This window comes from Pseudomonas sp. MAFF 730105 (genome assembly GCF_055380705.1).
Map to the genome: position 1 here is coordinate 5,275,466 of NZ_AP018438.1, position 15,797 is coordinate 5,291,262.

Consider the following 15,797-nt stretch of genomic DNA (forward strand, 5'->3'; position numbering starts at 1 on the left):
ACTTCGCAAAGGCCGCCATTCTAGCCATTACGCCGCAAAACTGCAGTATTGATGACAGACCGAGCCCCTGCGGGCACCGAGCGGGGCGGGGCCGGGGCAAGCGCTTATATTGTGAAAGGATGTGAAAAGCCGTGAGGGTATTTAACTGCAAGGCCCTTTTTTGTGGCCTGGTACTAAGTAATTAAATAAAAGCCTGCTTAAATGTTTACTTGATGAAACTGTCTGATTACTATTGCCACACTGTCTCCTTGTCCGCAGTGCCCTACATAAGGTAGTCCCCATGTCCTTGATCACTGAATACAACGCTACAAAACAAGCCATTGAAGAACTGCAACAGCGTCTGGCCGACCTGTCCAAAGACGATAAATTGCAAAAAGAATTGGAATTCGAAGGCAAACTGCGCACTCTGATGGGCGAGTACTCCAAGTCCCTGCGCGACATCATTGCCCTGTTGGATCCAGAAGCCAAGTCGGGTAAAGCACCTCGTGGCGGCGCCGTGAAAACTACCGGCACCAAACGCGCTCGCAAAGTTAAGCAATACAAAAACCCGCACAACGGCGAAGTCATCGAAACCAAAGGTGGCAACCACAAGACTCTGAAAGAGTGGAAAGCCAAGTGGGGCGGTGATGTGGTTGAAGGCTGGGCAACCCTGCTGGGCTAAGCCTCGTCGGGTTTCAGCGTTCTCTACGCACACAAAACGCCAGCCATTGCTGGCGTTTTTCATGCCTGTGGGTTTTTCACTGCATTGCCGTTCAAAGGCTTAAACGTTTGCGCAGTTGCTGGCTATAACCTTGCCACTCCAGAAGCACCTCTCGCTGCAATGGCGTGGAAAGCGCCAGCCACTCTCCCATCGCCTCATCAAAACTTTCCAGGGTATTGGGTGCGCCCCATTGCTGTGATGACAGGCGTTGCTGACAGAACAGCTTCCAGCGCCCCTGCTCTTCGGCATTCAACGTATCTGGAAAGTTACGTGCGCGATATCGGAACAATAATTCCGGCAAACGTTCATCATCGAAAGGCCAGCGCTCTTGCGCCAAATGAGCCGGGTCTGCCATGCGGACTTGTTCACATAAACGCCGATCGCGATCACCGAGGAAGCCTGTGTATAACTGTTGCTCGGGGTCCTCGCTGGCCGTGAAATCCTCGCGACCATAAATAGCCTGAAGTTTATCCTGCCAAACTTGCTGGGCATCACTCAGTTGCAACGCCCGTTGCTGCAGTCCATCCATGTCCAGTTGCAGTCGCTGCCGGTCCTCGGCACGCAGCACCGACAGCGGCGCGACCACCGGACATTTGTTGATATGAATGAGTTTGAGGGGCACAGGCAACTCTCCCTCGAGCAGTTCGTCGCGGCGGGTATATAAACGTTGCCGCAAGAAGTCCGCATCGTGGTCCAACAAGCCTTGGGGATCCAGGTGCAGGTCGCAGACAATCAGGGCATTGCGGTTCTTCGGATGCCAGGCCAGCGGCAAAACCACACCGATGTAATTTCGAGCGGCCGAGAAACGCCCGGAAACATGCACCATGGGCTGCAACAGGCGGATCTGGTCCATCACCTTCTGCTTGCTGCGCAACTGGAACAGCCAGTCGTAGAGCCGTGGCTGCTTCTGGCGGATCAGGCGGGCCAGGGCAATCGTTGCGCGCACGTCCGACAACGCATCATGGGCCTGGCCATGGTCGATGCCATTGGCGGCGGTCAGGCGCTCGAGCTTGAGGGTGACCCGGCCATCTTCTTGCGGCCAGGCAATACCATCGGGGCGCAGCGCATAGGCCGCGCGTACCAGATCGATCAAGTCCCAACGGCTGTTGCCACCCTGCCATTCCCGCGCATACGGGTCGAAAAAATTCCGATAGAGGCTGTAGCGGGTCATTTCATCGTCGAAACGCAGGGTGTTATAGCCGGCGCCACAGGTACCGGGCGCGGCCAGTTGCTGGTGGACACGGGTCATGAAATCGGCTTCGCTCAAGCCTTTTTCAGCCAGGCACGTCGGGGTGATGCCGGTGATCGCACAAGCCGCCGGATGGGGCAGGATGTCATCGCTCGGCCGGCAATACAGGTTCACCGGTTCGTCGATTTCGTTGAGCTCGAAATCGGTACGGATGCCCGCCACCTGCAAGGGCCGGTCGCAACGGGGATCGATGCCGGTGGTTTCGTAGTCGTACCAGAAGATGGAGGTCACGGGCTGTTCCTGAGCAAAAGACTGGCGAAGTCTAGGGGGTCCCACCCGGCTTCGGCCAGGGGGCGACGGATTGAATCACGTCACGATCCATAAAATGACATACACAGTTGTATCGTTTGCCCGCACGAAGGCTGCTAGCATCTGCCGGGATTGAATGTTCGAACCGGCCCATCACTCAGGTTGCCCATGCTCGAGACACCAGCACTGCAAAGGACCGCGACGCTGCCCCCGCCACTGGACACGCGGTATCAGGTCGAGACGCCCGAAGGCATCGACCTGCCACTGCGCCCGGCAGGGTTGATGCCCCGCGCGCTGGCTTTTGCCATCGACCTGGGGATACGGGGGCTGATCCTGGGTTTTCTGTTCGGCATCCTCGCATTTTTCGGTGACCTGGGTATCGGCCTCGGTTCCATCCTGCTGTTCGTGGTCAGCTGGTGGTACATGGTGCTGTTCGAGGTACTGCGCCAGGGCTGCTCTCCCGGCAAACAAATGATGGGGTTGCGGGTGGTCCAGGACGACGGTCGTCCCATCGGCTGGTCCGCCTCGCTGATCCGCAACCTGCTGCGTTTCGTCGACATGCTGCCCTTCGGCTACACCTTCGGGGCGATCAGTTGCCTGCAGCATCCGGCGTTCAAACGCCTGGGCGACCTGGCGGCCGGCACGCTGGTGGTGTATCGCGAGCAACCGATCAAGCGCCCTGCCTTGCCATCGGCACTGCCGGTACGCCCGCCCTTTGTCCTGAGCCTGAACGAGCAACGCGCGGTGCTGGGTTTCGCCGAGCGTCAGGCCGAACTTTCCGAGGCCAGGGTCAACGAACTGGCGGCCATCCTGGCGGCACCACTGAATGTCCAGCCACCGCGAGCCGTGGCCGAGCTCAATGGTATCGCCCGCGGCCTGCTGGGGCCGACATGAAGCAAAGCCTGTTCGAGAACCGTCATCAGGAAGCGTGGGAACAGCTGTCCCGGCAGCTCGATCAACTGGAGCGCAGCCGCAATGTGCCCCAGAGCAGCGATTTCCCCCAAGCCTACCGCCGGCTCTGCCAGCATCTGGCGCTGGCCCAGGCGCGGGGCTACAGCAGCCTGCTGGTCGATACCCTGCAACAACTTGCGCTGCGCGGTCACCAGCAGCTCTACCGTGACCGCAGCCGGCCGTCGGCCAGCCTTTCGGCGTTCATCCTGGCCGGTTTCCCCCGGCTGGTCCGTGAACAGTGGCGGTTCGTACTGGCTGCCAGCCTGATGTTCCTCGGCAGCCTGGTCGGCATCGGGCTGCTGGTCTACCTGGTTCCAGACCTTGTCTACAGCGTGCTGGACGCCGAAGAGGTCAGCCAGATCCGCAGCATGTACGACCCCACCGCCGGCCACCTGGGGCGCTCGATCGAACGGGCGGCCAGCGAAGACTGGGCCATGTTCGGCTACTACATCATGCATAACATCGGCATCGCTTTTCAGACGTTTGCCAGCGGCATGATGTTTGGCCTGGGCAGTGCGTTCTTCCTGTTCTTCAACGGTCTGACCATCGGCGCAGTCGCCGGGTACCTGACCCAGATTGGTTCCGGAGGCACGTTCTGGTCGTTCGTGATCGGGCATGGCGCCTTCGAACTCACCGCCATCACCCTGGCCGGCGCCGCAGGCCTGCAACTGGGCTGGGCATTGATCGCGCCGGGACGCCTAACCCGGGGCGAAGCCCTGCGGCTCGCCGCAGGTAAAAGCGTGTCGATGATCGGCGGGGTCATGCTGTTCCTGTTCCTCGCCGCGTTCATCGAAGCGTATTGGTCCTCCAGCACCGTGACGCCGACCGTCAAATACACGGTCGGCGCCTTGCTGTGGCTGCTGGTGGTCAGTTACCTGCTGTTTGCCGGACGGATACGCCATGCGGCTGAGTGATGCCACCGTCGCCATCCGTCCCCGTACCACCTGGGAAGCCATGGACCTGGGCGTGCTGATGAGCCAGCAGCACCGACGCCTGTTGATGACCAGCTGGGCCATGGTCACGCTGCCGGTCTACGCCCTGCTGTGCCTGTTGCTGTGGGACTCACCGTCCCTGGTGGTGCTGGTGTTCTGGTGGTTGAAACCGGCCTTCGACCGCTTGCCGCTGTACATCCTGTCCAAGGCACTGTTTGGCGAAACACCGACCCTGAAGCAGGCCTTGCGACAGTGGCCTGCAGTGCTCAAACCGCAGTTGTTCGCCAGCCTGACCTGGCGGCGGTTGAGCCTGAGCCGTAGTTTCCTGATGCCGGTGGTGCAACTCGAAGGCCTCGCCGGTAATGCGCGAGCGCTACGCTTGCAAGTGTTGCTGCAACGCAACGGCCGCGCGGCGCGATGGCTGACCGTGATCGGCGTGCACCTGGAGACCGTCTTGTGGTTCGGCCTGATGGCCCTGTTCTATATGTTCGTACCGCAACAGGTCGAACTGGACTGGGATTGGCAGAAGCTGGTCACGACGACCGAGCACGACTGGTTGTGGTTCGAGCACCTGGTCAACGTCCTGTATCCCCTGCTGCTGATCGTCTGGGAGCCGGTGTACGTCGCCTGCGGTTTCAGCCTCTACCTGAACCGGCGCACGATCCTCGAGGCCTGGGACATCGAACTGGTGTTCCGGAGACTGCGCCAGCGCCTGAGCAGCGCAGCCCCTGTGCTGATGCTGCTGGCGCTGCTCCTGCTGCCGCCGGCGCCCCCGGCCTGGGCCGACGAAGACAGCATCGCCCCCGACAGCCCGCGGTTGCTCAACCAACCCCTCACCAGCGAGGCCTCCAGGGACAGCATCAAGGCGATCCTCGAAGCCCCACCGTTCAAGAACCCGCAAACGGTCACCCGCTATCGTTTCGGCGAGGACACCACCGAACCCACCGAAGCCAAGGAAACGCCGGGCTGGTTCAAGGCCCTGCTCCAATGGTTGGGCCGTCAGCACTACGAAGCTGCCGCCGCGCTGATCCAGATCTTGCTTTGGGCCACACTGGCGGGGGCGATTGCCTGGCTGGTCTGGCGCTATCGTGAAAGCTTCCAGGCCCTGGGGCAGCGCCAACCGATCAAACGGCCTACGGTGGAACGACCGGCACCGCCGCGGATGTTCGGCCTGGATCTACGCGAAGAGAGCCTGCCCGACGACGTGGCGACCCGCGTCGAGCAGTTATGGAGCACCGATCCTCGTGATGCCCTGGGCCTGCTGTATCGGGCCTTGCTCAGCCGGTTGCACCATCAGTTCGGCGTTGCCTTGAAACCGGCCGATACCGAAGGCCAGGTGCTGCTGCGCGTCGAACAGCTCCAGCACGAAAACCTGCTGGCATTCAGCAAGAACCTGACCTTGCACTGGCAGAACATTGCCTACGGGCATCGCACACCGCCCCCGGATCTGCAGCAGGAATTGTGCGATGGCTGGCGCGGCTTGTTCGATACGGGAGCCTCCCGATGAACCGCCGCGCAGGATGGCTGGCCGCGATACTGATTGTCGTCGCGTTGGTGGGGGCGCTAGCCATGTACCTCTACCGGAACGCGGTGCCCTATCAGGAAACCGTCGATTACGGCCCGTCCCCCGAGGCCCAGGCCAATCCCTATCTGGCCGCCGAACATTTCCTGCGCCGGCAGGGTGTGGAGGTCGAGCATGCCAACAACCTGGACGTCCTACCGAGCCTGGAACCTCGCCAGCGCACCCTGTTACTGCTGGGTGAACGGACGAACATGACGCCGCGGCAGGTCGACCAGTTGATGAACTGGACCCGGGCCGGTGGCCGCCTGCTGTTCGTGGCCGAAGCCTTGTGGGATGACAGCACCGGTAGCAGCGGCGACCTGCTGCTGGACCGGGTGCAACTGCACCAGCTCCTGAGCAAAGACCTCAAGGAGCCGCCCCCAGAGCTGATCAAGGATCCCTACCCCGAGCTGACCAAGTTGTACCTGGAAGATGAAGAGGCCCCCGCCTATGTGGGCTTCGACACTGACTTTCACCTCGAAGACCCGAAGAACCTCGCCCAGGCCTGGGCCAACAGCGCGCAGTCGACCCACATGATGCAGCTGAACCATGGCCAGGGCTCGATCACCGTGATCACCGACGCCGAGCTATGGAAGAACGACCAGATCGAGCAGTACGACAACGCCTGGCTGCTCTGGTACCTGAGCGCCGATAGCACCGTCACGTTGCTGTTCAATATCGATCACGACAGCCTGCTGACCCTGCTGCTGCGTTACTTTCCCCAGGCACTGGTGGCGCTGGCGGCCCTGATTGCCCTTTGGCTCTGGCGCTCGGCGATCCGCCACGGCCCGCTGCAACAACCGGCCTCCAAGGCCCGGCGCCAGCTGGAAGAACATGTGCAGGCCAGCGCCGGGTTCCATCTGCGACACAACGGTCGGCAGCATCTGCTGCTGACCTTGCAACAAGACGTGCTGCGTCGGGCGCGGCATCGTCATCCCGGCTTCGAACAACTGGCCGTCGCCGAACAGTGGCAAGTGCTCGCACGGCTTAGCCGCCAATCCACGCGGGCCATCAGCCAGGCCTTGAGCCCCCGGCCGAAACAGCGCATGTCCAGCGCCGAGTTCTGCCGCCAGGTCGCCCATCTGCAAACCCTCAGGAATGCCTTATGACTGAACAGAACGAACCTGCCGGCAGCCAGGCCCATGCCGCCCAACAGCGCCAGCGCGCCAGTCAGTTGGCCCAGGCCATCCGCACCGAATTGCACAAGGCAGTGGTCGGCCAGGCTGCGGTGATCGACGATGTGCTCACGGCGTTGATCGCCGGTGGTCACGTACTGCTCGAAGGGGTTCCCGGCCTGGGCAAGACACTGTTGGTGCGTGCCCTGGCCCGCTGCTTCAGCGGCGAGTTCGCGCGCATCCAGTTCACTCCCGACCTGATGCCCAGCGATGTCACCGGGCATGCGGTGTACGACTTGCAGACCGAGCAGTTCAATTTGCGCAAGGGGCCGGTGTTTACCAACCTTCTGTTGGCGGACGAGATCAACCGCGCGCCGGCCAAGACCCAGGCCGCATTGCTCGAAGCCATGCAGGAACGCCAGGTGACCCTCGAAGGCCGTGCCTTGCCCATCGCCCAGCCTTTCATGGTGCTGGCCACCCAGAACCCCATTGAACAGGAAGGCACCTACCCGCTGCCGGAAGCCGAGCTCGACCGTTTCATGCTCAAGGTACGCATGGACTACCCCGATGCCGAACAGGAGATGAACATGGTGCGCCAGGTCAGCCGCTCGACCCGCGCCGACATGCTCGATGTCCAACCCTTGCGCACGGTGTTGCAGGCCAAGGACGTGCAAGCGTTGCAACGCATCGCCAGCGACCTGCCGATGGACGACCAGGTGCTCGACTATGCGGTGAGATTGGCTCGCACCACCCGCAGCTGGCCGGGGCTGAGCCTGGGGGCCGGGCCACGGGCCTCGATCGCGCTGGTGCGTTGCGCCCGGGCTCGGGCGTTGCTGCGTGGCGGCGAGTTCGTGGTGCCGGATGACATCAAGGGCTGCGCCCTGGCCGTGTTGCGTCACCGGGTACGCTTGGCGCCCGAGCTGGACATCGAAGGGCTCTCGGTGGACCAGGTCTTGGGACAACTGCTGGACCAAGTACCGGCGCCGCGTTTGTGATGATGGATCTCCTGATGACGCCGCATTCTGTGGCGAGGGGATTTATCCCCGCTGGGCTGCACAGCAGCCCCCTGGTTCTGCCTGGTACACCGCAAGGGTCTGCTTCGCAGCCAGCGGGGATAAATCCCCTCGCCACAATGGACCTGCTCAAGAGCATGCACCCATGAAGCCCTCGCGCCTGCTGCTGATCTGGCTGGCAGTCCTGCTGGTCCTGGGCGTGGTGCTGGGCACGTTGCAAGCACTGGGCATCGTAGTGCCATCGGCGCTCGTGTCGATCAACTGGGGCTTGCAGCTGGCCCTGCTGGCCCTGGCGATCCTCGACGCCGTGCGCCTCAAGCGCTTGCCGTCGCCCCGGGTGCAGCGGCAAATGCCCGGAAGCCTGGCGCTGGGTCGCTGGAGCGACGTTCACCTGGCAATCACTCACGACTTTCATCAGCCGCTGAACGTCCAGGTCTTCGATCACATACCCAATGGCCTGGATTTCGAATACCTGCCGTTGTCGGTCGACCTTCAACCCGGCCAGCACAGCCAGGTCGGCTACCGCCTGCGGCCCCTCAAGCGTGGCCATTTCATCTTCGAACACTGCGAAATCAATCTACCCAGCCCATTGGGGCTGTGGACCGGCAAACGCCTGCTGGAGGCGGTCGATGAGATCCGCGTCTATCCCGATTTCGCCAGGCTCTACGACGGTCAGTTGCTGGTGGTGGACAACTGGCTCAACCAGCTCGGCGTGCGCCAGCGCCAACGGCGGGGCCAGGGGATGGAGTTCCATCAACTGCGCGAATTCCGCGAGGGCGACAGCCTGCGCCAGATCGACTGGAAGGCCACCGCCCGCCACCGCACGCCCATCGCCCGGGAGTACGAGGACGAGCGCGACCAGCAGATCATCTTCATGCTCGATTGCGGCCGGCGCATGCGCAGCCAGGACGATGAGCTGTCGCATTTCGACCATGCCCTCAACGCCTGCCTGCTGCTCAGCTACACCGCGTTGCGCCAGGGTGACGCCGTGGGCCTGAGCACCTTCGCCAGCGATCCACCCCGCTACCTCGCCCCGGCCAAAGGCCAGGGCCAACTCAACGTGTTGCTCAACACCGTGTACGACCTCGACAGCAGCCAACGTCCCGCCGATTACCAGGCCGCCGTCAACGAGCTGCTGACCCGCCAGAAACGCCGGGCCTTGGTGGTGTTGGTGACCAATCTGCGGGATGAGGATGACGAAGACCTGCTGACGGCGGTCAAACGGCTGGGCCAGCAACATCGGGTACTGGTGGCAAGCCTGCGGGAAGAAGCGCTCGATCGGCTGCGCCAGACACCGGTGCAGACCTTGCCGGAGGCGTTGGCCTATTGCGGGACGGTGGAGTATTTGAATGCGCGGGCCGAGCTGCATGAGCGAATGAGCGCCCATGGTATTTCGGTACTGCAAGCCCGGCCCGGGGAGCTGGGGGCCGAGCTGGTGACGCTGTACCTGGGGTGGAAAAAAGCGGGGAATCTATAAATTAATGTTCCACCTTGAAAGGCAACCACCGTGGTGGCAAATAGGAGTCGAGGCTGCGGAACTCCAACTCAAACTCACCGTAAGCCGCTGTCTTGGGGATAATGGACCAGGACAAGGGAGCGCCCGTCACCGGCAGTTGTTCGAACAGCGCTGGATCGAACCGTAACCCCAGAGCCTCCGGTGGAACCCCATACAAAGTGACACTCGTCTCGTTGATCAAGTTGCTATCTTTTCTGACCCTCAACTCCAGAATGCTGGTACTTGTATCCTTGATCACCATTCTCCAATTGGCCAGGTCGTCCATGTTGATCGGACGTTCGTCTAGCCGAAGCGTAAATTCCTGCACCCAGGTATCTTCCGTTGCCGATATCCTGGACTCCAACCACTCCGCCTCCCACCCCAGCGCCCCCCTCACGGACGCACTCAATGAATATCGCCCTATCCTCGGCGGTAACTCAAAGGTAATCCGCGCCTTGCCATTCGCATCGGTAACGACCGGCTCCAGCACAACACCCTTATAGAACCAGTGCACCCGCACGCCTTGAACCGGCTCACCGCTGGCTGCACTGACCACCGTGGCCTCGGCGCTGACTTCTGCCCCCGGAAGCCCCTCGAGGTCAGCACCGGTCAGGCTTTGAATCACGCAAGCCTCATGGACGAGATACTCAAACGATACAACCTCGGTCCCACCGACTGCGCTGGCCGTCACGGAGCCCGGCCCGTCAACCGTCGCCACGAAACTGAAGCGTGCGACACCATAGAAGTTGGTGAACGTGATCGTGTCCTCCATGGCCACGTCCGTGCCGCGCCAGGACACCTGTACATGTCGGGCCGGTTGACCGGTCAGTGCGTTGGTCAGGGTGATTTCAAAGGACAATGTTTCGCCCCAGTCGACCACCGTCGGGTCCTGATGCGTGGCCGCCAGGACATCCACCGGAATATGGCTGCCGAGGGAAAAAGCATTCAGCGGCGAGCGTGCCAGCAGCCGCGAGGCCGACAGTTGTAAATAGAACGCCGCATCGGTCCGGTCACCGGCCGCAAGACTCACCGGCAGGCCATCGACGGTCAATGGCCGGGGAAACCCTAGCCCTACCGGTCCGAAATTCATGGCCGTATCCAGCTCATGAGCACCGCGGATCCCCAGCGTCAGCATCTGATCGAGCAACGGGCTGCCCTCTGCGACCGAAAGCGTCAAGTCGAGCTTCTCCGCCCGTCGAGGGAAGAAGGTCTGTTCGCCCCAACGCTGCGTGGCTCCCGTACCGCTATGTACGTTCAGGTCGAGCCAGGGATCTTCTGCGTACGCATGCACGGTGAACGTGTGTTCGACTTCGCTCCCGTCATAGGGATTGCTGACCAACGCCTGGACCTCACTGCCACCGGCCATCTCCGGCCGATACTCGCGCTGGGCGATACCGTCCGCGCCACTCAAGGAGGTTTCCCCATCGTGCCACTCCACCGACACGTCGTTGGCCGGCCTGCCCGTGAAAGCCGACACATACCGCAGGGCCAGTCGTGCGCTTTCGTTCTTGCTCAGGACCGGGTCCGTCGCGACCTCGTAAGGCGTGCCGATCACCACTTTGTTATGGGCCAGGTTCAGTCCGAAGGGCGGCGGCTGCGTAAAGGGGCCAACGCCCAGGACTTCAGCGGCCCAACTACGGGCGGCGACTTCGGTGGTAGCGGTGAAATCACACCGGTAGCGAATGCCCCCCGCCGTCATCGGCGCCGACCCGGTCAAAGGCGGGGTGATATTCCAGCCTGACGGCAGGCCTGGCGCCACAGTGGTTTCAAACAACAACCCATGCAACCCGCTCAGGTCATCCACGGGCTGGAGGGTCAGGTCGTGGATGGCACCGATGCAGGGGTACAGATCGATGGCGGCGGCCCAGTTTCTTGGAGCCTGGTCGAACACCAGCGTCATCGTCGGCGCCAGGTCCTGGGGCAGCAACCGGAATGCCAGGTCAAGCGGTTCCAGGTCAGCCGATATCACCTGCAAGTCAAACACACCACTGGAGTCGGCTTGCTGCGCTTGCACGGCCCAGGTCACCCCGGCGGCAGTCACCGGGGTCGGTGTTTCCATGCCGGTGATGACAATGGCACGGGCGCTCGCCGGATCGCGCCACCTCAGGGAAACCTCCTTGCCGAGCAACGGGCTGCCGGTCGTCACCGTGAGATGGAATTGATCATTCTGCCCCATGCGACACACCACACCCGCCCCCACCCGATCGACCGCGACGTCACCCAGTTTGAAACTCGCCGTTTTCCACGCGCTGGTCGCCAGTGTCTGGATGATGAAGTCATGCTCCGGCACCTGCCCGGTTTCACGGGGGTTGACCCGTGCATTGAGGGTGTATTGCCCGTGCACCGAAGGTCGGTCAATCACGCTGGCCCAGCCGTCCACACCGGACCAGGTCCGCTGGAGCCCCTGGGCGTTGTCCCACTCCACGGGCACGCCGGTCACAGGCTGGTCCCCCTGGCTCAGCACCTGCACCATGCACCAGACATAATCGTTCTCATCGATCACCGGGACCCGGTTGGCTTCACGCACCAGGCCAATCTTGAGAGTGTGGCGCGCCAGGGACATGGCGTTGTTGACGGTAGGTTTCAGCAAACCGGCGGCGCCCAATCGCAAGCCGAAATCGCCGTCGATGCGGTCATCGCAGTCCAGCCTCCATCTCAGCGGGTTACTGTTGCCCGAGACCGGCTGCAATAGCGCCGGAGAAACCGTCACCCCCAACTCTTCAGGGGCTTTCCCATCCCATTCCAACCATACAGACCGGTTGCGCAGCGGGCTGTCGTCGGCAAGCAACACTTCCAACTGATACGACGCACCGCGATCGGGATAGCCGGTTTTTTCACCCCAAGGCGCAGCCTCCATGTTCGGAAACGCCACGCGGACATCGTTCATCGGATCCGTGGCGTGGGCCGTCACACTGAAGGTGTGCAGCGCGTTGCCTTCGGCATGGAAAGGGCTCTCGACGCTGGCCTTGACTGAAAGCGTGCCGGCGGTCTCGGGGGCAAAGTCGAACCAGGCATAGCCGCCGTTGTCGGTTTCACCGCGAAACAGCACGGTATCCCCCAGCATCCAGGACACTTCCCGTTGAGGCATGGGCATGTCGAGGTAATACGACTTCACCTGAACGCCCAGTTTGACCGATTGATGATGCTCAATCACCGGTTGATGAGCCGGGTTCAGATGGCTCTCGACGACCAACCGATGGTGCCCCAGGGACACTGCAATCGGATACGTCTCGGCGTGGTATTTGCTGTAGATGGACAGATTGAACAGCTGCGTTTCATCGCTGACCGGCACCGGACAGTCCACTTGCCAGGTGTCTTCAAGCAATTGGTTTTCACCCCATCCGGGGGTAATCACCACCGCATCCAGTGGATTGTCCTGGCTCCACAGCAACGCCTCGGTTCCCGTCCAGGGGCTGTCCGGCGCGGGCCGGAAGGACAGCTGGTGACTCTTCGCGCCGGTTGCCCCATGGCACAGGTAAAGCAGGGGCTCCCCGGTAGGGGTAAACACCTGGCCGTCATTGACAATCTGGGCCAGGACCAGTGGAGCCAGTTCGAGGTGAAAATCGATCCGGGCGACAATCACGTCCAGGCGCGTGGTGGCTTCAGACGGGCTGAGGATGACGAACTCGAAGAGATCATCGCTCTCGATATCGAACTCGATCGGCGCAGTCACCGGCGTCAGGCTCAGTGCCTGGGTTTCAGGATCGGCCCCCCGGTTGTCCGCGGGTGGCAGCACGATTTCCAGGCTGTCCTCAGTGCCGCGCCGACGCAGGCTGAAAACCCCGGCCTCCGTGGAACGGTTGTCGTACAGAAAGCTCAAACGGTAGCGCGCCCCTGCCGATTGCGGTGCCGGCGCCGGTACGATCTGGGCAATCCCTCCTCCGCCGTAAAGAGACATGTAGTAGATGGATTGCCCCTCCCATTCGCCTGATTTCCTATCGAACCTCCCGGGCACGCCGGCATTGTTCCAGTGGTTATAGCCCAGATCGAAATGTCCGTTGGGGAGTACATTGGTCCTGGTGTCGACCGGTTCCCTATTCATCTTTGCACCCCCTTGAGCGCGGCGCGTTCGGCGGCTCTGACTTTGCCCTGGACGTACCGGGAAAACGCCGGGCCGCCCACCTTGGCGGTGTAGCGAACCTTCACGATGATGTCGTTCAAGGCCGCCAGTTGGTCCTTCTGGCGGTCCCACTCCTGGAACCAGGGGAAGGACAGCGTCCAGCGAGACACGGCGCCGGTGTTCTCGAAGATATTGCGCAGGCCCTCTTCGGGTCTCAACGCCGCCACGCCGAAATCATCCAGGCCGATGGAAATGGCCATCTGTTCACCGCTGCTGATATTGAGCAGCACATCGGCCGGCGCCAGACTGCTGTCGCCATACAGATAATCCAGCGACTCAAGGGACGCCTTGATGGCTGTTTCGCTGCCAATCTGCGTCAGCGTCGCACAGACGTTTTCAAAGGGGCCGAGCAACGTCGGCAGGGTCACGTCCACGGCGTTGATCTGGCGGCAGTAGTGGTCGTGGTAATCCCGGTCGAACAGCAGTTGCGACAGTTTGAAGTTCAACGTGCCGTTGGTGATCAACCCTTCCCGCGCCTCGTCCCAGCTGGAGTAATCCGCCTGCCGGTCGCTGTTGTCATCGAACAATTGACGCAGGGATACGGTCTTGACGATTTCCAGGCGCCGTTCGTACCGCAGCAAATGATCGGCCTCCATGCGTAGCAGATCGAGGCGCAACGAGTCGCCGGCAGTCAGGCCGTAATAGTTATCCAGCCACGCATCGGTGCGGATGTGGCTGAGGCCGAATTCGGCGGTTTCCAGTTGCAGCGCGCTCTGGGCACTCAGGCAAAGGCTGACGACCTGGTCGTAGGCCTGGTAGTGCAAGGTCTTGCATTGCCCCAGGTGCCAGCGATACAGCTCGACGCGGGTGGCTCGGGTGAGCAGGAAGTCATAGAGTGCCTGGGCCTGGGCATTCATCTTGACGATTTGATCCAGATTGGCCTCGGCGGCCAACACCGCGTGTTTCTGCGCGTTGATCTGTTCATCGATCATCGCCAGCTCCGCTGTGGCCTGGTCCCGCGCCAACCCCCAGTCTTCGCGTCGCCGCCGATAGCTTTCGGAGGTCGCGTCCTTCTCGGCATCGCTGCGCACGACCTCTGCCCCGACCTGGAACCCATAAGCCAGGGCTCTTGGAGCACTGCCGAACTGATGGCCGCCATTGGCCAGGCCGAACACATTGGGAAAGGCATCGATGACAGCGCCCGCCACTTGCATCGAGGTGCTCAGCGCCGTCAACAATTTAACGCTGTCGAGGGCCTCCATAACCTTGTATTCACTGCTGGAAATATTCTCGCTGTACAGCTTCGTGTAGTGGGCTTGCCGTTCCGCGGTCAAGGTGCGACTGCTGTTCAACGCAGCCAGCGTGTCCCGTAGTTGTTCAAGATTTTCTTCCTGCACGGTCCGGACGAAGGTACTCAACTCGGTCAGGTGGCGCTGTTGCAACAACTCCTGCTCGCCCCGGTCCTGTTGTTCCAGCAAGCGCATCACCTGGTTGCCGCACTCCTGCAGATATTGGGTCGCCCGCAGGGCCGTATCGAACAGCGTGCGCCAGCGAAACGCCGCAACCCGCAAAGGCCCGCCCATGGGGCGCACGGGGCCGGCACCGCCGGCAGCCAGGTTGTTGAGCAGATCCGAAGGGTTGATGGTGCTGAACAACTCGATGGACAGCGGTTTGCCGTCGATGGTCAGGTTATGGCGCAGGTTGTACATGCGCTGGGCCGGTAACTCATAGAGCTGCAACACGCGCTGGCTCACCGGCAAGCGGAAACGCTCCACGCCGACAACGCCGGGATCTTCAAAAAAATGGCTCCTGACCGGCAGCGATCCCGGATCCAGCAGCAGATCCTGCTCGAACGCCCTGAGCGCGGCACTGTCTTCGAGTTCCTCGACCAGTTCCGTCAACGTGGCAGGCGTCCATTGACTGAGGGTGTGCATGTCCGGCGTGGCGCCCATCAGGTTCTTGGCGCGCAGGTATTGCAGCTTGGCGGCGGCCAGACTGTCCCGTGTCAGTTGCCGGTACAACCAGTCGCCCCAGGCCACGAGGTTGGCGACATAGTCCAGAAAAATCAGCATCTGGTAGTGCCGGGGGGTGGAATAGGCAATCGCGTCAGGGTCGGTCGGGTTGTCGGCTTCGCAGCCCACGTCCCCCTCGCTACCAGACACATTCAACGGCCGGCAACGCCAATAGCGTGGCTTCGGATCCGCCCGCTCGGCCTGTGTGTCAGCGATCGCCTGGGGATCGAAGATGAAGTGCAGCCATTGTTGGGCTTCGACGAAGCGCTCCTCGTCCTTGAGCCGGGTCGCCACCAGGTGAGGCAGGTGAAAAAACAGTTCCCAGAAGAACAGCCCGTTGGCACCGTCGAACGGGCCGTTGGGTTCGTTCGAATCGTCGGGCAACGGCGGCTCGTCGGGAAACTGGGTGTCCCAATCGAGCACGGCATCGATCGACACATTGGCGCGTGTCACCAGCTCA

Annotated in this window: 10 protein-coding genes; 7 read left to right on the forward strand and 3 right to left on the reverse strand. The window is 61.8% G+C overall.

Annotated features, from left to right (window positions below):
- The first annotated feature begins 280 nt into the window (after window positions 1-280).
- Window positions 281-661: a histone-like nucleoid-structuring protein MvaT gene (mvaT, locus tag PCOSP_RS23100; protein WP_139645197.1), complete on the forward strand. Its 381-nt coding sequence runs from the start codon at window positions 281-283 to the stop codon at window positions 659-661.
- 91 nt (window positions 662-752) lie between these two features.
- On the opposite strand, the gene sbcB is transcribed toward mvaT, so the two are convergent.
- Entirely contained in the window at window positions 753-2,180 is a 1,428-nt protein-coding gene (gene sbcB, locus PCOSP_RS23105) for an exodeoxyribonuclease I (RefSeq protein ID WP_139645195.1), read from the reverse strand.
- A 186-nt stretch (window positions 2,181-2,366) separates the two neighbouring features.
- Between sbcB and PCOSP_RS23110 the strand changes: the two genes are divergently transcribed.
- The 6 genes from PCOSP_RS23110 to PCOSP_RS23135 all read left to right on the forward strand — a co-directional run bounded on the left by PCOSP_RS23110 (window position 2,367) and on the right by PCOSP_RS23135 (window position 9,247).
- Entirely contained in the window at window positions 2,367-3,092 is a 726-nt protein-coding gene (locus PCOSP_RS23110) for an RDD family protein (protein WP_139645193.1), read from the forward strand.
- Window positions 3,089-4,063, forward strand: coding sequence for a stage II sporulation protein M (locus tag PCOSP_RS23115; RefSeq protein ID WP_175384675.1), 975 nt, complete (start codon window positions 3,089-3,091; stop codon window positions 4,061-4,063). Before PCOSP_RS23110 ends, PCOSP_RS23115 begins: the two co-directional genes overlap by 4 nt.
- Window positions 4,050-5,588, forward strand: coding sequence for a DUF4129 domain-containing protein (locus PCOSP_RS23120; RefSeq protein WP_175363031.1), 1,539 nt, complete (start codon window positions 4,050-4,052; stop codon window positions 5,586-5,588). Before PCOSP_RS23115 ends, PCOSP_RS23120 begins: the two co-directional genes overlap by 14 nt.
- Entirely contained in the window at window positions 5,585-6,751 is a 1,167-nt protein-coding gene (locus PCOSP_RS23125) for a DUF4350 domain-containing protein (protein ID WP_139645187.1), read from the forward strand. The genes PCOSP_RS23120 and PCOSP_RS23125 overlap by 4 nt, the downstream gene beginning before the upstream one ends.
- Window positions 6,748-7,752 (forward strand): AAA family ATPase, encoded by a 1,005-nt coding sequence (locus PCOSP_RS23130; protein ID WP_041022935.1) that lies wholly within the window; start codon window positions 6,748-6,750, stop codon window positions 7,750-7,752. The genes PCOSP_RS23125 and PCOSP_RS23130 overlap by 4 nt, the downstream gene beginning before the upstream one ends.
- A 163-nt stretch (window positions 7,753-7,915) precedes the next feature.
- On the forward strand, window positions 7,916-9,247 hold the full coding sequence (locus PCOSP_RS23135) for a DUF58 domain-containing protein (RefSeq protein ID WP_139645185.1): 1,332 nt from the start codon (window positions 7,916-7,918) through the stop codon (window positions 9,245-9,247).
- Window position 9,248: 1 nt separating this feature from the next.
- On the opposite strand, the gene PCOSP_RS23140 is transcribed toward PCOSP_RS23135, so the two are convergent.
- The gene (locus tag PCOSP_RS23140) at window positions 9,249-13,307 is read right to left on the reverse strand and encodes a transthyretin-like family protein (RefSeq protein ID WP_464709581.1); all 4,059 of its coding nucleotides are present in this window, start codon (window positions 13,305-13,307) and stop codon (window positions 9,249-9,251) included.
- On the reverse strand, window positions 13,304-15,790 hold the full coding sequence (locus PCOSP_RS23145) for a Tc toxin subunit A-related protein (protein WP_464709582.1): 2,487 nt from the start codon (window positions 15,788-15,790) through the stop codon (window positions 13,304-13,306). Before PCOSP_RS23145 ends, PCOSP_RS23140 begins: the two co-directional genes overlap by 4 nt.
- Between the last annotated feature and the right edge of the window lie 7 nt (window positions 15,791-15,797).